This is a genomic window from Clostridium oryzae, from assembly GCF_002029235.1.
In the GTDB taxonomy this organism is placed as follows: domain Bacteria; phylum Bacillota; class Clostridia; order Clostridiales; family Clostridiaceae; genus Clostridium_AE; species Clostridium_AE oryzae.
The window spans coordinates 32,077-52,466 of record NZ_MZGV01000016.1 but is presented as its reverse complement, the minus strand read 5'-3'; the positions used below and the strand labels follow the sequence as shown (position 1 = coordinate 52,466).

The following is a 20,390-nucleotide window of genomic DNA, read 5'->3' as shown; positions in this document are numbered from 1 at the left end:
GGTTATACCACTTCCAATCTGATTGCTGTAGTCCTATTTATCAATCTCCATATTTGTATAACAAGTGTTATTGCAAAAACAAATACAAATATGCTCAAAGCTATTAAAGCAGTCTCAGAATAAGCATTAGGCATTAATGTAAAGACCTTGATTTGCAACAATAATAAGAATACGCAGAAAACCTCACTGTTAAAAACACTATGCTGTTTCTGCCTGCTTAGAATAAAAATACAGCCACAGCTCGACATTAATAAAGGCAGCAACAAATACAATATTGTAAATGGGACTGATATGCTCATTCTATTCACAACAATAAAAGCAACCGCAAACAAGAATACAAAATCTCCAACAGCTATAATAATCAACTTGCTGCAAATTAATCTAGAAATTGACATACGTGTTGCTAATTCTACTTCATACATTCTATGCTGCTGTGATCTTTCTAGAAATGGTATAACAGCCATTGTAATTATAACTGCATACAAGCATAGAAATTCTGGAATATGACGGGTTACAATATATTCAAAATCATCTCCGAACACTACATTAATCAGCCAGCACATAAAAAACAACACTATCCCCTGACACAACCATATCTTTCTTCCTACAAATTGAATCTGGCGAAGCAGAAACTCCAAATAACCAATTCGTTCTTTTCGTTTGTAGCTTTTATATTTATAGCTCACCATGCTTATAGTCTCTTTAATATGCTTATCCGAGCATATCGGAGATACATTAAGAGCTTTTTTCAAATCCGAACACAATTTTTTATTCACGCTTTTTACCTCCCGCATTAATACTTTTTTTAATCTGCTTAAGTGCCGCCCTGAGCCTTGACTGTGCTGTTCTAAGTGGTATGTTTTCAACCTCCGCAATTTCCCTTATAGATAAATCCTGAGCAAATCTCAATAATATAATTTCCCTTTGCTCCTTGGGCAGTTTTTGTACCAGCCTTATCATATCAACATCAAATTCCGTCTGCTCAAACCCTGCTTCTATGTACAAAAGATCCTCCGGCAATGCTTCTGCTTCTTTTTTTCTCCATAGATCAACACATACATTCGAAGCCACTTTATAGATGTAGGCTTTAAATTTTCCGTGATGAATGTATGTATCAAAGTATCGTATTATTTTTAGGAACGTTTCCTGAGTTGCGTCTTCTGCCGCCTGCCGGCTTGAAGTATGCCATAAACAGTAACGAAATATATCTGAATAATAAATAGTAACTAACTCATCTAGGCATGTCCCATCACCATTTTTATTTTTTCGTAGTAACTCATCTTCCTGTGTCATTTGCTCTCCTCCCAATAGGTCCCCTATACTATATAACGTTCTATAAGTAATAAATGATTTAAGCATGCAAAACTTATATATAATATCGAAAAAACAGGTATCCTCATAGATACCTGTTTTTGTAAATTTAATCTATTATTCATTTATATCAATTATATTCGTAAATATATCCTTATTAGCATTAATTTTATCTTTATTACCAATTACAAAAAACACATTTTGTTTAATGATTCCCTGTATTATGGAAGACATATCCCGTATATCTTTATCTTTTGTAGCCATAACCTGCTTTATTTCTCGTTCATAATCAGCTGCTGTCTTTCCTTCTACCGCATCCTCCTGATTCTGTATAGCCTGTTCCATTGGAGAATCTTCATATAACAATTCTTTGATTGCGCTTATCTTATACCTAAGCAGCACATGTTTATCTGCTTTAAAATTTTTTAAATATAAAGGTAATGCTTTAAATATAGAAAATATGCTGTCGATATCAGATACATCCCCTGCTTGTAAATAAATATTCCCATCACTTTCTGCCTTCATTCTGCCGCCGTAACCGCCTGTCTGGCGTATTTTATTGGTTAAATATTCGTTAGCTATAGCTCCCATAACATATACTTTACCATTGTATTCGTATCCTAGCTTTCTTATATTATATTCTAAAAATATACTATCTATATTTTGAGAATCATCAATAAAAGCCTCATTTTTTACATTATCTTCACAATTATAATCAATTGGTGTATATTTGTAATATTTTATACTCTTAAGAAAGTCCGGAAGCTTTAGTTTCAAACTCGAATAGCCTTCTTTGGTTCCTGCAAATCCGATAATAAGATTATTCCTATTAAAGATTCTATCATAAACATCCTGAAGATTTTTCTCAGTTTCTCCCCATTTTGAATCGAAATCCATATGGAGCTTATTAGCGAAATTATAGTAACCTAATCCTGACAAATCATCATTATATCTGTCTGTTTCAGATAAATATGAAAGGCCGTGGTTTGTTGGTGCATATTGCTTTGCTATATCGCAAGAAGCCTTAAGCTGGTCCTTTACCATTTTTTTATCGCTAAATTTTGCCTTTGTCATCATCCCTTTTAATGATTCTAATGCTTTTTCTAATTTATCATAGCTTCCTGAAAATCTAGCAACTATTTTAGGAGAAATCTTTTCAGCATCATCAAACTTTTCGAAAGCATACGGTTCAAATCCAACATTACTACTATCCTTATTTAAAATAGCACACATTAAATTAATATATGGAATTTTATCTTTCTCTATCATCGATGTATCAAAATACATGCTTAGGGATGAAGCTTTACCTGCATTTACAGGCGTAAACATCATCTTTACTCCATCACTATCCTCGCTGATATTTATATCAGGCTTTTTAGCTTTTATATCTGAAACACTAAGTACAGGCAGTGTTGAAAGAGCTTTTTCAGAACCAGCCTCGCTTTGCCACTTCTTCATATTCTTTTCATCATTAATTATTCTGCTTATTCGCTTTTTTGATAATGCATTAATATTAATAGTGCCTCTATCGTTAGGATCCTCTCCTGCCTTCGCCTTTAGTGTAACAAATGAACTAAATTTATTGTTTAAAATATACTCTTTAATCATATTTTCAATATATTTCTCTTTTAATTCCTTTTTTAATATCTTTATATATCTATCATCAAGATATGAAGTTATATTTCCATTATTAAGCCATGAGTTTATTACATCTGTATTTAAATCCATTCCACGCGAAGTCTTATACTCTCCCTCTTGCTGATTGCTGTAAGAATTCAGCAATGACTTTATATAACTTTTACTTAGACCACTTTTTACTATACTGTTCAAGGTAGTATTAATTACATTCCTAAAAGCAGCCTTTTTCTCGTAGGGTAATTTCCCACTTGCAATAGTAAAGACCTTCTGCATAGCACCACCGCCAGTAAGACCAATAGTAATCTTGCCAAGTCCCTTGTTCTTAGCCGCATTATTCAATTTAGAATATATAGCGTCATATAATAATCCATCAAAAGTCTTCTCTACATCATAATTCTTACGCATATCAATCACATAATTCATCGCAAAATATGTATTATTACTAGTAGATTTTTCTTTTCCTGCATAATAGTAATAAGTCTTTTCTTTTTGGCGCTTAAAAGGCTCTTCAATGGCTGCTTTTGCATTTACCTTCTCCTTTGTATATTTGCTTAAATAATTATTATTCAAATATTTAAGTACCTTATCAATATCTAATTTCCCATATAAATATATAATGCTGTTAGAAGGTTTATAATACTTATTATAAGCCTTTACTAAATCACTGTATTTTGCATCGGGTATGCTTTCTGTAGTCCCTCCAGCATCCCATTTATATGTCGTACGCTCAAACACTGATTCCACAGATTTTTCACAAAGCTTTTCGAAACTGCTGCCCATCTTTCCACGCACCTCGTTATAAACTATACCATTATAATTTGCCTTGTTTTTTTCTTTATTAAGTTCATAATGACCAGCTTCCTGAAGAAATATATTTCTATTTTTAAGTACTCTAGGATGAAATACCGAATCCATCATAACATCTAAGCAATTCATAAAATCCTTGTCGTTGCGGCTTGAAAAATGATAATCAGTATAATCATTCTGCGTATATGCATTAATGTCACTGCACAAGGATTGATTTGCCATATTCAAAATAAGATTGTTGACTGGATACTTTTTTGATCCATCCAAGACCGAATGTTCAAGGATATGGTTTATCCCTGTATTGTCTGACGGTAAAGTTCGAAAGCTTACGGAAAAAGTTTTATTAGAATCATCATTTTTTAAATACACTAGCTTTGCTCCACTTTTCACATGCTCATACTGCATAACAGTTGATTTTATAGCACTCACATAGTTTTTCTTAACAAGTTTAAACCCATTTCCTGTAGTATTTCTAGAAGCTTTGGCATGTACAGGCACTATATTAACACCCTGCAACACTAAAGCAGTTGTCAATACAAAAATCATTTTTCGTTTTAAAAATTTCATATGAACCTCCTTGTTATTGTAAAATAGCATAAAATTTTTACTTATTTCTTATTGGGAGAGGATTTATCTACTATCCTACTAGAGGGACCCATATTAAATAACGTTTATAATTCTAAAAATGATTAAAAGTAAAAAAGATTACATCCTACGTAGGCTAATTCCGTTCATTAAGCAATTACACCACATCTTTTAGGCAAATTTCCTAATGGCTCATAACTCGGCTTCGCCTCAAACAATTCGCCATCTTAACGAAAATTTACCTAAAAGACATGGGTAATTGCTAAATTCGCTCCAAATGCCGACTTCGGATGTAATCTTTTTTATGCCATATCTCTTAATCTTTATATAATATTTTTATTTTATTACTTCTGTTGCCTTAACATCTTAATTCACTAACTTCAAAATATATTACCGTTTCTTTTTAACTTCTTCGCAAACACGCTGTACCGTTTTTTCATTTAGTGACCACATTTTTTCCTATTTAGTGGTGTATCTTAATATTAATTAAAAGTTATCCACAATAAGCAAAAAAAATTGTTGTGAAACTAATATTTATTAATCTCACAACAATCTCTTCGACGTAAGCTGGCAATAGGAATCGAACCTACAACCTGCTGATTACAAGTCAGCTGCTCTACCGTTGAGCCATGCCAGCATGGCGACTCAGAAGGGGATCGAACCCTCGACCTCCGGCGTGACAGGCCGGCACTCTAACCAGCTGAGCTACTGAGCCGCATTATAAATTTTGAAACATGGTGGGCACAACAGGGCTCGAACCTGTGACCCTCTGCTTGTAAGGCAGATGCTCTCCCAGCTGAGCTATGCGCCCATATTTCAATGACTCCTAGGGGAATCGAACCCCTGTTACCACCGTGAAAGGGTGGTGTCTTAGACCGCTTGACCAAGGAGCCTTATTAAGTTTTAAAATGGCGACTCAGAAGGGGATCGAACCCTCGACCTCTGGCGTGACAGGCCAGCACTCTAACCAGCTGAGCTACTGAGCCGCGTTAAATTTTGAAACATGGTGGGCACAACAGGGCTCGAACCTGTGACCCTCTGCTTGTAAGGCAGATGCTCTCCCAGCTGAGCTATGCGCCCATATTCCAAATGACTCCTAGGGGAATCGAACCCCTGTTACCACCGTGAAAGGGTGGTGTCTTAGACCGCTTGACCAAGGAGCCTCACTTTAAGTGTACCGTTTCTAAAAACTATCCGGCAAACTCGACATTTAATATAATACAAGAAAAAACTATGAGTGTCAACACATTTTTTATTATTTTTCAAAATAGGTTGTAATAATAATTTGGTGTATGGCAATTTAACCACTATTCGGTATTTTTTTTGTCATTGATTAACTGACACTGATATTTTGCAATGACTGTTTCGCTATGCTAAAATAAATTAATACAATTTGAGGAATTAGTAATGAAGATAAAAATTTTGCACATCAGAATTTCATCTGTAATCCTCATTACTCATTCATAATTCATAACTATATAAGTTGTGAAAGTTCTAATACATTCTGACTTCTAAAAAATCCTAGGGTCGAACCGATTCAGCAGTGATATTTTAGAAGCCATAATGTAAGAACTTTATTGCAACTTATATAACTAAAAAACGAGGAATGATATAGTATGAAACATGATATTATCGTTGTTGGTGCCGGAGCTTCTGGAGTAATAGCAGCACTTACAGCAAAAGATTATGGTGCTGATGTAGCTTTGATAGAAAGCAATGATCGAATTGGTAAGAAGCTTCTCACTACAGGAAATGGACGCTGTAATATCTCTAACACCTTAATAGAAGATTTTCTCAGTAGTAAATCACAAGTTTCTTGTCCTTACCACAGCTCCAGTGAAAATTTTTATTTGCCTTGTCTAAATAATTTTACTGTGCAAGACACAAAAGATTTTTTTTACAGTCTTGGTCTTCCTTTCACTACTATGGACAATGGTAAAATGTATCCTCTTTCGCTTCAAGCTTCATCTGTACTTGATATACTTAGATTCGCTATTGAAGATAGAAAAATTCCAATATACAACAACACTAAGGTAGTAAACATAGACCATAAAGGCAGTTTATTTAAAATAACAACTAGTTCTGAAGGCAGGCAAGATTACTATTCGTGTAATAAAATAGTATTATGTACAGGCGGCAAATCTGCTTCAAATACTGGATCTGATGGTTCTGGTTATACCCTTGCCAAAAGCTTGGGGCATTCTATTGTAACTCCTTTACCAGCCCTAGTTCAGTTGAAGTTAGATTATAAAGGATTGAAAGCAATGTCAGGTGTAAAATTTGAAGGGGCCGTTAAAATTCTGGTTGAAAATAAAAGTTTAATGGAAGAAAAAGGAGAAATACTTTTTACAGACTATGGTATATCGGGACCTCCTATTCTGCAGCTTAGCAGAATAGCATCCGTAAATTTAAATAAGAAGAAAAAAGTTACGCTAGAAGTAAATATACTTCCGGAATATTCAGAAGAAACTCTAATTAACCTTATAGAAACGCATAAAGCATTGTTTCCATATAGAAGTATTTCTGAATCTTTTATTGGTATAGTGAATAAAAAGCTTATAATTCCTATTTTAAAGGAAGCTGGAGTAACGGATCTACACAAAACTATAGATAGCATTACCTGGGAAGAACAAGATAATATAATTGGATTGCTAAAAGGCTGGGAATTTCATGTGTCAGATACCAATGGATTTAGAAACGCTCAGGTTACCTGCGGCGGTGTAAATACTAATGAGATCAATGCAGATACCCTTGAATCAAAATTATGTCCTAATTTGTATTTGGCTGGTGAGGTATTAGATGTAGACGGAGACTGCGGAGGTTTCAATCTTCAGTGGGCTTGGAGCTCAGGGTACGCTGCCGGAAAATATGCTGCAACTAAATATAAGACGAACTAAGAAAGTGAATTAAAAGGAGATAATATTTAGTAGTTAGTGCATGCTTTAAATAGCTAAGAGGTAAGAGAAAAGAGTAAAGAGTAGAGAGAAAAGTGAAGGAAGAAATTCTGCTGTGCAGAATTTCTGAGAATTTAAATTTGATTATCGGCTATAACTTTTTAAAACTAAGACTTACCTAGTATTACAAAAGGACTATTAAAATAATTAGGATCATCTATACAATCAAAATTCAGCCCTGCTGAATTTTAACCTTCTCTTTACTCTTTTCTCTTTACTCTTAACTCTCATAACTATTTAATGCACTTTCTCTTAAATATTTCGTCTAGAGCATTTAGTTCGTCTTATATTTATAATATGTAACGTTAACTAAATCTACATCATATAGTAATATGTAATCTTTTATTAAGGAGCATTTTATGTATAATTATACACCTTCTTATTGTTCAAATTGTCCTTATATGCAGCTCTTGCGAAATGTCCCTGACAACGCAGTAACTGCAGATTCACGTGATATGAATTTTTCTAACGATGAGATAAAGGGTAACTTAAGAATACCTGTACTTAAAGGCAGCACTAATCCAAGGGTATTATCCTATATTAATTCTAACCTAGAAAATGATATATTGGAATTTAAACGTCAAATGGAAAATGCAGCTTCTGAAAATGCTGCGACTAAAAAAACCCAGAATAAACCGGTAATTCCATTTCAAATATCGAACACCTATTCAATCTCTTACAATAAGAATAATCTAATAAGCTTATCTCTTATATATACTGAAATAATTGACGGCATTTCATATTATATAAGAGCAAGCTATAATTATGGACTAGACTCTGGAAGATCCCTCCAACTGCAAGATTTATTTAAACCTGGCACTGACTATAAAAAAGCCATAAACACAGAGATATTAAACAGCCTTGATAAAAACACTTCATTTAAAGGTATTTCAGATAATCAGTCCTTTTATTTAGATGGAAATAACTTAGTTATATTTTTGGGTTTTAACGAAATAGGTTTTTCCCCTTCTGATATACCAGTGATAAGAATACCCTTTAGTAAATTATCAACTATGCTTAAACCAGAATTGCTACGAAATATTTAATCTTAAGTATATCATCTATTCAGGCATTCATATTCCATTGCTCTTATTTCCTTTAGTGGTGTGAGCATGCTGATAATGGCTACAAAAGCAGGCATTATTATGGCTGTACCTATGTCGTTTATATTAAAAAGCGCTACTGATTGACCATTAGGGTTCCATAAAGAGATATTCAGAAGGCTAACTACCAGCATTGTAAATAGAATGCCTGATATATACGCTGTCATACAATTCATAACATTTTCTTTTAGGAGTTTTCTGCAAAGAAAGCCTTTCCTATATCCAATCGCAGTCAAAATTGAAAACTCGTTTTTCCTATTTATAAAACTTATATAATTAAGGTTAGCCATCGAAACACACAAAACCACTATTATTACAAGGATAATAATAAATTCTAACGATCTTAAACCCATAGCTATTTGATCTATCTGTTTTTTCATAGATTTATAGTCGATTATATTAACACTTTTCCCAGCCAAGTCTTTTAACTGTTTGCTTATCCTTTTACTGTTTTTTATATTTACTTTAATGATTATACTATTTTTTAATGCTTCACTTCTTTTTATATCGCTTCTTCCTGAAGTAAATGCCGTTATCACTGGTCCATCAATAATTCCTGTCACCTTGTACGTTCCATCTAAATTTGTACCATTTTGGCTATTAGGCTTAACGCTGTCCCCTACGTTCACTTTATATTGTTTCGCAAGCTTTAGCGAAAGCAGTATTTCATTTTTCTTTCCATTAGGTACTTTCCCTCTAATCAACTTCAAATCGAATATCTTTAGTACCTTTTTCATATCCTGCGGAAATATGCGGTACACATCTATACTCATCTCACCCATTACAGAATTATATTGTATTTGCCCATTCTGATTTTGTATTGGCACTATATCACGGTTAATTTTATTTCGAATATAATCAGATATACTATTCTTACTATTAGAAGATACAAATGTACCTCTTTCAAGCATATCTACAGAAGCTTGTTTCATAGCAGAGCCAGCCCCAGATATAATTATAGAAAAAAGATAAATAATAAAGACACCTAACGAGATACATATGAATGAAGGTAGCAATTTTCTTTTATTGTTTGCAAAGTAACTTAATATAGACAGTGGCTTCATAATATTAAGCCCCCTTATTTTCAATGGAAGTAATAGCTCCATCTCTCATATTGATTATGCTGTCTGCATTCGTAAGTATAGAAGGATCATGTGTTACTACCATTATCATTCTTTCGCTTTTATATTCTTCTAGAAAATTCATCACCTCTATGGCACTATTATGATCCAAGGCTGCAGTAGGCTCATCTGCAAATATGACCTGTGGATCGCTTATCAGTGCTCTTGCTATAGCAACCTTTTGTCTCTGTCCACCTGAAAGCTGATGGGGCTTTTTCCCAGATAAATGTCCTAAATGGAACTTTTCCAGGAGCTTTATTGCTTTTTCTTTAGCAGCTTTGCTGTCATCATTTATAGGCGTCAATACATTATCAAGAACAGTCATGTAATCTATAAGAAAATGTCTTTGAAATATAAAACCGAATTCCTTTTTTCTTATATCGCATTTCTTTGATCCCGAAATAGCTCCATAGTCAATATTGTTATACTGTATCTTTCCTGAAGTAGGTATTTTAAATCCTGCCATAGCATATAACAATGAACTTTTGCCGCTTCCCGAAGGTCCCATTATTCCTATAAGCTTGTTTCCAGATAATGAAAGATTTATATTCTTAAGAGCATAGGTCTGAACTTCTTTTCCTATATCATAAATCAAATTTACATTCTCTAATTTTAATGTCATAATTTTTCCTCCTAGTTATTCTCAATTATACTTATTGGATCAAGTTTACTTATTATCACATTTATTGGCACTATCGTAAATAATATAGTAAACAAAGGAATATATAAGGACATACTAAATGCCTTTAGACTGAAGACTACTCCATAGGCACCTTTGCTTTCAAACAAGCTGCTGCTGCAAAGCTTACTTAAGATCAGTCCCAAAAGCAAACCTAAAACAAAGCCGATAAAATTTAGTAAAATAACTTCTACAGCAGATCTCGATAATATTTGATTTTTGTTGTATCCAATGGCATTCAGAGTTCCAATTTCTTCCTTTCTATTAAAAAATTGTACATATTTCGTACTTCCAACTGTTATTACCATAAGAATAATAGCTAAAAGACTTATTACATCCACAAGTTTTATAGCACTAATACTTTGTCTAAACTCCTTATTAACCGATGTAAAAGTGTCTATCTTTAACTCCTTTTTATTCATAGCATCTAATTCATTATTTAGCTGCTTCAATCTATTTGTTCTTGGAAACACTATATATTTCTTATTTACAGGTCCTTGTTTATCATTGTATCCGGGCATAGTTACATTATTTGCACTTACAAATGATATCATATCTCTCCCTTTTAGAATTCCAACCACCTTATATTCACCTTTTAAATCATCAAATTTATTTACTTTACTCCCAACTTTATCACCTATTTTTATGCCTCTGTTCATAGCAACCATATTGTTTATAGCTACTTCACTTGCACCATCCTCCGGGAGTCTCCCTTCTCTTATTTTTAGTTTGTCCATCTTCATGAAATAATTCATATCAGCATGTTTTATAGCTTCAGCCTTAGCCGAAGTAAAACTTCCTGGTATGCTATACCTTAGTCCATAACTTCTTAAAGGAATAAGTTTATCCACATCAGGATTGTTTCTAAGTTTTTGAAGAATATTGTCAGATATATTCTGTTTAGTTCCGTATGAACTTATTTTTGAATAATTATGCGAGCTTGATACATTCAATATATATAAAGATTTGTTCAGCGAACCCACAAATGCATATAGCATATATATGAATGAAACAGCTACAAATACTGAAATAACTGATGTGATAAACCTCTTTTTATTATTTTTATAATAATTCATTGAAGATAAAGGTTTCATACATTCACTCCTTTGATTGATCTGTATACTAACTCAACATTTCTACAGTCAGTTTATTATAAGATATTTTTATTTCACCTTTCATTTAGATTATATATATAAATACCCGTAATAAAATAGTTACTCCGGTCATATTAAGTTATGACCGGAGTAACTACTTATCCATGAGTTTCTTTATAGCTATAGCCGCGGCTGTCCTATCCGACGTTCCAAGCTTAGCATATATATTGCTTATATAATTTTTAACGGTTCCTTCTGATATATATAAATATGAAGATATCTGTCTGTTGTTAAAACCTTCAGCCAGCATTTTTGCTATATCTATCTCCCTATCAGTAAAATCTGTAAATTTCTTTTTTTCTTCCGATGCTGCTGTACCAGTTGAAATTTGACTTGCCAGCTTTTGTGCTATATTCACCGGCAGCATCAGGTTACCTTTAGAGACAGCATTTATGGTTTTTATCAGTTCGTCTCCTTCTATGTCCTTTAATATATATCCCGCTGCACCATAATTAAGAGCCTGAACAATGTATTCAATATCATCAAAAGTTGTAAGTATCAAGACCTTAATTTCAGCGTTTAATTTCTTTAATTTCTTTGTGCATTCCACTCCATCCATCTTCGGCATTCTTATATCCATTAACACAACATCCGGTACTCGCATTTTGCAAATAGAAAGAACCTCTTCACCATTAGCAGCAAGTCCTATTACATCTATATTGTCTTCCAACTCCAGTATAGTTTTTAATCCATCACGCATAAGCGTCTGATCGTCCGCTATTAAAACTTTTATCTTTTCCATACTTCACCTCATAATTCTATATATAACGCAAATCCTTCCTCTGGTGCAGTATCTATTCTAATTTTACCTCCCAGCTCCTCAACACGTTCCTTCATGGATTTTAGTCCAAAACCAGGAACCATTGCTGTAGCTCCATTTCCGTTATCCTCAAGAGAAAAAAGTACATGTCCCTCGCTTTTTGAAGTTAACTTGAATATAAAGGCTGTACTTTTTCCATGTCTTATACCATTTGTTAAACCTTCCGTAAGTGCTGATAGTAACATTTCCTGCTGCTTTTTTGATATCTTAGTCTCATCAATCTGATATTTAATACTGACTTCTGAATGCTTCTCAGTATCTTCAATAATTGCAATAACAGATTGTCCAAAATCCATTATATCTTCACCCTTTTCAAGAACTCGTACAGAACTTCTTATACTGTCAAGTCCTTTTCTAACCTGCTGCTGTGCAAGATTTAGTTTATTCTCAGAAAGTGCAACATCCTTCCTTAGCAGTCTTTTAGCTGCTTCAAGTTCTACCAGCACAGTAGTAAGAGTATGTCCAACCGTATCGTGGATCTCTCTGGCTATTCTATTTCTTTCTTTAAGTGCCGTTATTCCTTCAACCTTCTGATACGCCTCTTTGAGTTCAGCATACAAATTATCTTTTTCCAACTTTTCTACAGTAATCCTTCTAAGATTTTCCTGTATTGTTTCCGTCTGCTTCATCATGTATTTTAATAATGAAAAAATTATATATACCACAGCATAAACTGTAATAGTAATCAGTGCTGCTGGAATTACCTTAGTCATATTAAAATGAACAGTAAGCACAATAGAAAAACATGATATAATATATAAAAGACAAAAAGTTCCTGCACTAAATGCCCTGCTTCTATTAATAGCTGCATCACTCAAAATTAATAGATATAATGTTTGAGAAACCATAGTATTATCAAATCTATTTAGGATGAAAATAGATATTATTTCTAAAATATATCCAATAAATATAATGGTATAATATTTAAATTTATAACTATCATCTATTCGTGATGCAAAAAAGGTTCTCACCGAATATGAGAATATAATAGTGAAATTCAGAGCTACTATCGCTATACCATTGATATCACTATATATATATACTATCAGCATATTCATAACAAGTATGCAATAACTGATTACTATCATTATTACTTCAACAGTATTAATCATAAAAAATCCTCTATTATAATGCATTAGTTTCATTTAAGGTTAAAGTTCATTTTTCCAGTATATCTCAAGTCTTGTAAGCTCTTTGCCAGAAAATCCCTCAATAGAATGTATACTCATTAGTTCATCATTTGTTTCTTTTACTAAAACTTTTGATTTAATCTCTTCACCATATGTAGTTTCTTTCATATAATTTATCTTAATTCTACTAACAACGTTATTCTCAACTATGTCCACAGGAAGTGCCTCTATAGCCCAAGATACATACTTTACATTATTAACATGCCTGTTTGTATCTATGTCTTCATATCTTACATGAAACATCTTCTCGTTCTCAACCTTATCAATTGCATCTATATTATTTATTTCAATAGTATCCTTACAATCTTCATCTATGCCATAGGCTGTATACATCTCTTTTCCAACTCTAAGCGGTCTCTTTTTATCTAAGCTTAGTAAAAACCATATCGAATCAGCGTCTGCTATAAGTTCTCCTTCAGCATTACATACCTCAAACTTTCTATAGGCATAAAACTTTCTAAGACCATACGGTACAGTCTTTATTATTATTTTTTCACCGTAAACTGGATATTTATACAGTTTTATATCCCATTTGTATATTACCCATGCCATATTGTTCTCAATTAAATAGTCTATTCCTACTCCTAGTTTGTCACTTTGATATGTCGCTGTATCCTGTAAAAAGTTTATAAGACTAGTTATGTTCATTCTTTTATTATAGTCAACTTCATAGTAATGTATCTCATATTCCTTTAATTGACTTTTCTTCTCCATAAACTCGTTAAAATCCTCTAGAAGGATCTCAACTCCCCCCCTTTTCATGTTAAATTTTTTGTGTTATATATAATTGCATAAAAGACTCTAAGGGATTCCTTAGAGTCTTCTAGTATTTATAATTTATTAATGTACGTACTATTTATTTGTTCAAAGCTTCTATTAAGTCATCAACATCCAAGCCATGAACCATAGCTGCTTGCTCTATAGTCTCTGACAATGAAGCTGGACAGCCAATACATCCCATTCCAAAATCCATAAGAATATCGATTTTATCTGGAAAATTCTTTACAACATCACCTATAGTAGTATCCTTAGTGATCATGCTGTCAATCACCCTCTCTTATTTTATATTATAAGCTAACTATAATTTATAGTAAGCTATAAAAATATTATAACTGAGAATAATTATATTTACAATACAAACTTTGTATATTGCGAACCAAGATAAGAGAAAAGCGAAAAGTGAAGGAAGAAATTCTGCTATGCAGAATTTCTGAGAATTTAAATCTGATTATCGGCAATAACTTTTTAAAAACTAAGACTATACCTAGTATTACAAAAGGATTATCAAAATAATTAGGATCATCTATACAATTAAAATTCAGCTCGGCTGAATTTTAACCTTCTCTTTACTCTTTTCTCTTTACTCTCATACCTATTTAATGCACTTTCTCTAAACTATTCTGTCTAGAGCATTTAGTTCGTCTTATATTTATATTCTGCCCTTAATAACGGAATTTATATATCTGACACCACTATAGTTTGATCTCTTCTAGGTCCAACAGAAATCAAGGATATTTTTACTCCAGTAAATTTTTCAATCTTATCTAAATATTTTTTTGCATTGTCAGGAAGTTCCTCATAACTTCTAGCATCTGCTACTTTACTATCCCAACCATCAAACTCTTCGTATATAGGTTCACATTTAGCAAGATCTTCAAGACTCGCTGGAAAATAATCTATTACTTTATCTTCAAACTTATATCCAACACAGATTTTTATTTTGTCTAGCCCTGCAAGAGTGTCTATTTTAGTAACTGCAAAGCTGGTTAAACCATTTATTCTAGCAGAAGTCTTAAGAATTACAAGATCCAGCCATCCGCATCTTCTTGCTCTTCCAGTATTAACTCCAAACTCATGCCCGTTATCCCTTATCCAATCACCTGTTTCATCCTCAAGTTCAGTAGGGAAAGGTCCTTTTCCAACTCTTGTCGTATATGCCTTAGCTATTCCAACGGCCTTCTGTACCATTGTAGGCCCTATACCAGCACCTGTGCATACACCGCCAGCAACTGTATTCGATGAAGTAACATATGGATATGTTCCATAGTCAACATCCAAAAGCATACCCTGCGCACCTTCAAATAACACATCTTTATCAGCTTTTATAGCATCATATACTCTGACAGATATATCTGCTACAAAAGGTTTTAATTTTTTTGCAATCTCCATATATTCATTATATATAGCACCGAAATCAAGGGCTTCTCCGCCAAGAACCTTCGTAATATATTCATTTTTAGCTTTAACATTATATTCAAGCTTTTCCCTAAAAGTTTCTTTGTGCATAAGATCACACACTCTTATGCCAGCTCTCTCTGCTTTGTCCGTATAACAAGGCCCTATTCCTCTTCCCGTGGTTCCAATGTCATTTTTGCCTCTAGACTTTTCTTTTAGTTTATCTAAAACCTTATGATATGGCATTATTAATTGAGCTCTGTCACTTACAACAAGATTATTTGGCGTAACCTTTGCTCCCAATCCTTCAAGGTAACTAATTTCTTCAAAAAGCGCTTTGGGATCCACCACTACTCCATTGCCAATAACATTTAATTTATCCTCATATAATATTCCTGATGGGATTAAACGAAGTTTATATTCGTTTTTGCCAACTACAACAGTGTGTCCTGCATTATTACCACCCTGATATCTTACAACTACGTCTGCATTTTCAGCAAGGAAATCTGTCATTTTTCCTTTTCCTTCATCGCCCCACTGAGCACCTAAAACTATAAAAGAAGACATATAATTTACCTCCATATTAATGTTTCTATTCTTAATATACTGCAAATGTGATATTCGTAATTGATATGAACATCCATCTATACCTGAATATAAAAATATTTTAACCCAGGCTCAGGGCAATATACTCCCCTAACATATAGTATCAAAGCCATAACCTATAGTCAACAAAAAACCGAACATTTTTTCAATATCATTGTATATAATTCGCACTTGTATGTTCTATAAAGCATTAAATTCAATTTAATTTGTATATTAAATAAGTTTTAATGATTAACAACCATCTAATTTGCATAAAATACTAGATAAATTCTAACTATATTTACGACAATATATATTGTGCATCAAGAGGTAATATGAACTTTATACTCATATTGTATTAACTAGGCTTCAGTCCCTAATATATACATTTACATCTTTTTTACGTTCAAATATTATGTTATGATATAAGTATTGCACATTATTGTGCTATTTTCAGAATAAATACTGCTTACGGGAGGTGAAAGGTTTTGAAACCTCTAACAAATATAAATACTCCAAATATGTTAACTCTATTTAGACTTTTTTTAATACCGATCTTTATATTGGTGTTTTTTTCATCAGTGCCAGATAGTCTTTTTATATCTATCTGTATATTTTTGCTAGCTGGATTTACAGATATTTTAGATGGGTATATAGCTAGAAGATTTAATCTAGTTACAAAATGGGGTATGGTTTTAGATCCACTAGCGGATAAGCTTATGCTGTTAACGGTACTAACCTGCCTTTCAATAAAAGGCTATGTGCCATTCTTCATCTCTATTATAGTTATTTTAAAAGAACTTTTTATGATTATATCAGGTATGTTTTTATATAAAAAAGATACAGTGATACCTTCCAATATATTCGGAAAGTTATCAACTGTAATCTTCTATTTATCTATTTTCTGTATATATTTTTATAGAGATTTAGGAGAAATTCTACTGGGTGTAGCTGTAATAAGCGCCTTTATAGCTCTCATTAATTATCTAGTCATATATAACAGAGGCAAAGCTTAGTATTGGTTTATTATTTCCTCTACTGTCAATTTGCTTTGCTCTCCCTTCTTCATATCTTTAAATGTAAGTTTACCGGTTTCAACTTCATCACTGCCTATAAGGATGACATAAGGAATACCTAACTTATTAGCATAATTTAATTTTTTATTCAGTTTACCCTTTTCAAAATATACTTCACACTCAATACCTGCAGTCCTTAGTGTCTTGGAAACTTCAATAGAATAGCTAGTATCATCATCCATAGGTATCACAAGTATTTTAGCTGGAGTAGAATTTCCGTCTGTCTTTATCAAATTAGCTTCTCTAAGCTGATAGAAAAGTCTTGTTAGTCCAATAGATATTCCAACTCCCGGAAGCTTCTGATTTGTATAATATCCTGCTAGGTTATCGTATCTTCCTCCGGAGCATACACTTCCTATAGATGGATAGTCTTTTAAGATTGTTTCATATACAGTTCCTGTATAGTAATCAAGTCCTCTGGCTATTTTTAAATCTATAGCAAAGTTTTCCTCTGGAACACCAAAGTATTTTATGTGATTTGTTACAGCCTCAAGTTCTGCTATTCCTTCCGTGAATGCTTCATTTTCTATCTTCAGCGCTTTTAGTCCTTCAATGATGCTGTCATTATTTCCTTCTAGTGCAATAAAGCTCATTATTTTTTCAACTATGTCTGCTGAAACCCCAAGTGCTGTAATTTCTTCTTTGACCGCATCAGCACCTATTTTATCTATCTTATCAATGATTCTTAAGATTTCTGATACATCTTCTATATCTAAAGACTTAAAGAAGCCATTAAGCACCTTACGGTTATTTATTCTAATCACGAAGTCTCCGAAATTAAGTTCTTTAAATATGGAATAAATAACAGAAGGTATTTCAGCGTCATACATTATACTTAGCTTTTCATTTCCAATTATATCAATATCACATTGGTAGAATTCCCTAAATCTCCCTTTTTGGTTTCTTTCTCCTCTATATACCTTTCCTATCTGATATCGTCTGAATGGGAAAGCTATGTCATTACTGTGCTGCGATACATATCTAGCAAGCGGAACTGTAAGGTCAAATCTTAGTGATATATCGGTATCTCCCTTGCTAAATCTGTAGATTTGTTTTTCAGTCTCTCCGCCGCCTTTAGCTAAAAGCACTTCTGATTTTTCCATAACAGGAGTATCCAGCGGTATAAATCCAAACTTTTCATAGTTTTTCCTTATGGTATCCTTTACTTTATTAAATAGCATTTGATCTTCTGGAAGTAATTCCATAAATCCTGGTAAAATTGATGGTTTTATCATTTTATCTCCTCCTAATAATATATAAATTTCCGTTTTTCAGAAAATGTGATTTAGACTTCTTAAAAGTTATTAAGCCCTCAAAACACATTATTTTTAAAATAAAAAACTCTCATCCTCTGGTAATCCAAAGGACGAGAGTTATAACTCACGTGTTCCCACCTCAATTCGTCAGTACCTCACAATACTAACCTCTTCAAGTACAATATAATACTCTAGCACTATAACGGGTGCAAATAACCGGGAACATTCTACTCTCATAGCATTTGTTAACAAACCTATCCACTTGCTATATATTGATTTCGATGTCTTGCTCAAAGATGTGTTCAATGTACTGTTTTACCTCTTTCCACCAAACAGAGACTCTCTAAAAAAACTTCACACATTTACTATTTCTTATCTTCGCATTAAGTTATCTTATTATTTTCTATATTTTATTCTATAATATTTTTTTTGTCAAGCATAAAAATAGTTATTAAATCTTAATTCTCAGTTCTCACACTCTCTGTATTTCTCTTTAAGAAAAATGACAGCACAACGGCTACAATAAGAATTCCTACTGCAACAGTAAGTGATAATCTTACTCCATATGCCAATGCATTGGCTTGATTTGCAGCTCCATGACCATTGGCTATGTTATTCAAATAATTCTTCTGACCTGCTGACATAATTGCTACGAATAATGATGTACCAAACGCTCCGCCGATTTGCTGAAGCGTGTTTGTAATTGCAGTACCATGCGGGTATAACTTCGGAGTCAATTGGTTAAGACTGTTAGTCTGTGTAGGTGTATTTATCATTCCAACAGCTATCAAAGAAATACAATGTAAAATTATAATTAAAGCTATTGAAATTTTAACGGAAATAGCCCTAGAAAAAATTATAAAAACGGCAGTTGATATTAAAAAGCCTGGAAATATCAATACTTTTGGACCATGCTTATCATAGAGACTACCAGCAAGCGGAGCTATAATTCCATTTATAATTCCACCAGGCAGCATAATAAGTCCAGCTGTAAATGCACTTAATCCCATGGCGCCCTCCATAAACATTGGGAGCATTAGCATGATTGCAAAATTCACCATATGCATAATTATTATAAGTACAGTACCAATTGAAAACATAGGATATCTAAAAGCATTCATATCTAATAGAGGCTCCTTAAGCCTTAATTGACGAACAACAAATCCAGCTAATGAAATACCACTGATTATAAACGGTATTACCATCAAATAAACTGCAGAATTTCCGATATTACTAGCACCATAAATTATACATCCAAAACCCACTGTTGACAGGATAATTGATACCACATCAACTTTAGGCTTAGAAATATCTGTTACATTTGCAACAAACATACTTCCTAATATTAAGGCTATTATAGTAAATGGTAAGATGCTAAAAAACAGCCATCTCCAACTCAGATTCTGTATGATCAAGCCCGAAAGAACAGGACCTATAGCTGGAGCAAAAAACATAACAAGATTAAAAATTCCGAGAGCTCTTCCTCTTTTTTCTTCCGGATTAATGATAATGAGTGTGTTTACTATATTAGGAATTAATATTCCCGTTCCGACCGCTTGAATCAAACGTCCTGCCAAAAGAATAGGAAATGCTGGTGCTAAACCTGAAATTATTGTTCCTAAAATAAATATTATCATTGATGCTATATATAATTGTCTCGTCTTATAGGATTGAATCAAGAAAGCCGAAATAGGAATTGATATTCCCATAATAAGCATATATCCTGTGCTCAGCCATTGAGCAGTAATAGCAGTAATACCAAATTGAGACATAATACTTTTTAAAGCCATATTAAGTACTGTCTCATTAAGCATACAAAAAAAACCAGAAATCGTAAGAACCGCCGTGATGGCTCCCACATTGTAATTATTATTTTTTCTGTCTCTTAACACCAAGTTGTCTTCAAATTCTACCATATGTAATATCCCTCCAATTA

At 33.0% G+C, this 20,390-nt stretch carries 16 protein-coding genes, 7 tRNA genes and 1 other annotated feature; of the genes, 3 read left to right on the top strand and 20 right to left on the bottom strand.

Annotation, left to right across the window (positions count from 1 at the left end; all coding sequences use genetic code 11):
* Positions 1-2: 2 nt before the first annotated feature.
* The 10 genes from CLORY_RS09445 to CLORY_RS09400 all read right to left on the bottom strand — a co-directional run bounded on the left by CLORY_RS09445 (position 3) and on the right by CLORY_RS09400 (position 5,504).
* Entirely contained in the window at positions 3-776 is a 774-nt protein-coding gene (locus tag CLORY_RS09445; protein WP_079423615.1) for a hypothetical protein, read from the bottom strand.
* A complete protein-coding gene (locus CLORY_RS09440; RefSeq protein WP_079423613.1) occupies positions 769-1,293 on the bottom strand; it encodes an RNA polymerase sigma factor in 525 nt (174 codons plus the stop codon). The genes CLORY_RS09445 and CLORY_RS09440 overlap by 8 nt, the downstream gene beginning before the upstream one ends.
* Positions 1,294-1,428: 135 nt before the next feature.
* Entirely contained in the window at positions 1,429-4,323 is a 2,895-nt protein-coding gene (locus CLORY_RS09435; protein WP_169911578.1) for an insulinase family protein, read from the bottom strand.
* 583 nt (positions 4,324-4,906) lie between these two features.
* A tRNA-Thr gene (locus tag CLORY_RS09430) sits at positions 4,907-4,978 on the bottom strand.
* 1 nt (position 4,979) lies between these two features.
* Positions 4,980-5,056 (bottom strand) — tRNA-Asp (locus CLORY_RS09425).
* A 20-nt stretch (positions 5,057-5,076) separates the two neighbouring features.
* A tRNA-Val gene (locus CLORY_RS09420) sits at positions 5,077-5,152 on the bottom strand.
* Positions 5,153-5,161: 9 nt separating this feature from the next.
* Positions 5,162-5,234 (bottom strand) — tRNA-Glu (locus CLORY_RS09415).
* Between the two features lie 16 nt (positions 5,235-5,250).
* Positions 5,251-5,327: transfer RNA gene (locus tag CLORY_RS09410), tRNA-Asp, on the bottom strand.
* A gap of 18 nt (positions 5,328-5,345) precedes the next feature.
* Positions 5,346-5,421, bottom strand: a tRNA-Val gene (locus tag CLORY_RS09405).
* A gap of 10 nt (positions 5,422-5,431) precedes the next feature.
* Positions 5,432-5,504 (bottom strand) — tRNA-Glu (locus tag CLORY_RS09400).
* A gap of 453 nt (positions 5,505-5,957) precedes the next feature.
* Between CLORY_RS09400 and CLORY_RS09395 the strand changes: the two genes are divergently transcribed.
* Both CLORY_RS09395 and CLORY_RS09390 read left to right on the top strand, forming a co-directional pair.
* Entirely contained in the window at positions 5,958-7,238 is a 1,281-nt protein-coding gene (locus CLORY_RS09395) for a BaiN/RdsA family NAD(P)/FAD-dependent oxidoreductase (RefSeq protein WP_079423609.1), read from the top strand.
* Positions 7,239-7,654: 416 nt separating this feature from the next.
* Positions 7,655-8,341 carry a DUF4163 domain-containing protein gene (locus CLORY_RS09390; protein WP_079423607.1) on the top strand — a complete coding sequence of 229 codons (687 nt, stop codon included), beginning with the start codon at positions 7,655-7,657 and terminating at the stop codon, positions 8,339-8,341.
* Between the two features lie 11 nt (positions 8,342-8,352).
* Here CLORY_RS09390 and CLORY_RS09385 read toward each other — a convergent pair whose 3' ends face one another.
* The 8 genes from CLORY_RS09385 to CLORY_RS09350 all read right to left on the bottom strand — a co-directional run bounded on the left by CLORY_RS09385 (position 8,353) and on the right by CLORY_RS09350 (position 16,104).
* Positions 8,353-9,462, bottom strand: coding sequence for an ABC transporter permease (locus CLORY_RS09385; RefSeq protein ID WP_169911577.1), 1,110 nt, complete (start codon positions 9,460-9,462; stop codon positions 8,353-8,355).
* A 4-nt stretch (positions 9,463-9,466) separates the two neighbouring features.
* The gene (locus tag CLORY_RS09380) at positions 9,467-10,141 is read right to left on the bottom strand and encodes an ABC transporter ATP-binding protein (protein ID WP_079423603.1); all 675 of its coding nucleotides are present in this window, start codon (positions 10,139-10,141) and stop codon (positions 9,467-9,469) included.
* Positions 10,142-10,152: 11 nt separating this feature from the next.
* Positions 10,153-11,292 carry an ABC transporter permease gene (locus CLORY_RS09375; protein ID WP_079423596.1) on the bottom strand — a complete coding sequence of 380 codons (1,140 nt, stop codon included), beginning with the start codon at positions 11,290-11,292 and terminating at the stop codon, positions 10,153-10,155.
* A gap of 154 nt (positions 11,293-11,446) precedes the next feature.
* Entirely contained in the window at positions 11,447-12,094 is a 648-nt protein-coding gene (locus CLORY_RS09370) for a response regulator transcription factor (RefSeq protein ID WP_079423594.1), read from the bottom strand.
* Positions 12,095-12,102: 8 nt separating this feature from the next.
* Positions 12,103-13,284 (bottom strand): sensor histidine kinase, encoded by a 1,182-nt coding sequence (locus tag CLORY_RS09365; protein ID WP_242954384.1) that lies wholly within the window; start codon positions 13,282-13,284, stop codon positions 12,103-12,105.
* A gap of 39 nt (positions 13,285-13,323) precedes the next feature.
* On the bottom strand, positions 13,324-14,076 hold the full coding sequence (locus tag CLORY_RS09360) for an acyl-[acyl-carrier-protein] thioesterase (RefSeq protein ID WP_079423592.1): 753 nt from the start codon (positions 14,074-14,076) through the stop codon (positions 13,324-13,326).
* A 142-nt stretch (positions 14,077-14,218) separates the two neighbouring features.
* Positions 14,219-14,401: a DUF1858 domain-containing protein gene (locus tag CLORY_RS09355; protein WP_079423590.1), complete on the bottom strand. Its 183-nt coding sequence runs from the start codon at positions 14,399-14,401 to the stop codon at positions 14,219-14,221.
* A 416-nt stretch (positions 14,402-14,817) separates the two neighbouring features.
* Complete coding sequence (locus CLORY_RS09350) at positions 14,818-16,104, bottom strand: adenylosuccinate synthase (RefSeq protein WP_079423588.1); 1,287 nt, start codon at positions 16,102-16,104, stop codon at positions 14,818-14,820.
* Positions 16,105-16,610: 506 nt separating this feature from the next.
* On the opposite strand from CLORY_RS09350, the gene pgsA reads away from it, so the two are divergent.
* Positions 16,611-17,138, top strand: coding sequence for a CDP-diacylglycerol--glycerol-3-phosphate 3-phosphatidyltransferase (pgsA, locus tag CLORY_RS09345; RefSeq protein ID WP_242954383.1), 528 nt, complete (start codon positions 16,611-16,613; stop codon positions 17,136-17,138).
* On the opposite strand, the gene hisS is transcribed toward pgsA, so the two are convergent.
* Complete coding sequence (hisS, locus tag CLORY_RS09340) at positions 17,135-18,433, bottom strand: histidine--tRNA ligase (RefSeq protein WP_079423586.1); 1,299 nt, start codon at positions 18,431-18,433, stop codon at positions 17,135-17,137. The genes pgsA and hisS overlap by 4 nt on opposite strands.
* A gap of 124 nt (positions 18,434-18,557) precedes the next feature.
* Positions 18,558-18,842, bottom strand: a binding site (T-box leader).
* A gap of 70 nt (positions 18,843-18,912) precedes the next feature.
* Positions 18,913-20,370, bottom strand: a complete 1,458-nt coding sequence (locus tag CLORY_RS09335; protein ID WP_079423584.1) for an MDR family MFS transporter — start codon at positions 20,368-20,370, stop codon at positions 18,913-18,915.
* Positions 20,371-20,390: the final 20 nt, after the last annotated feature.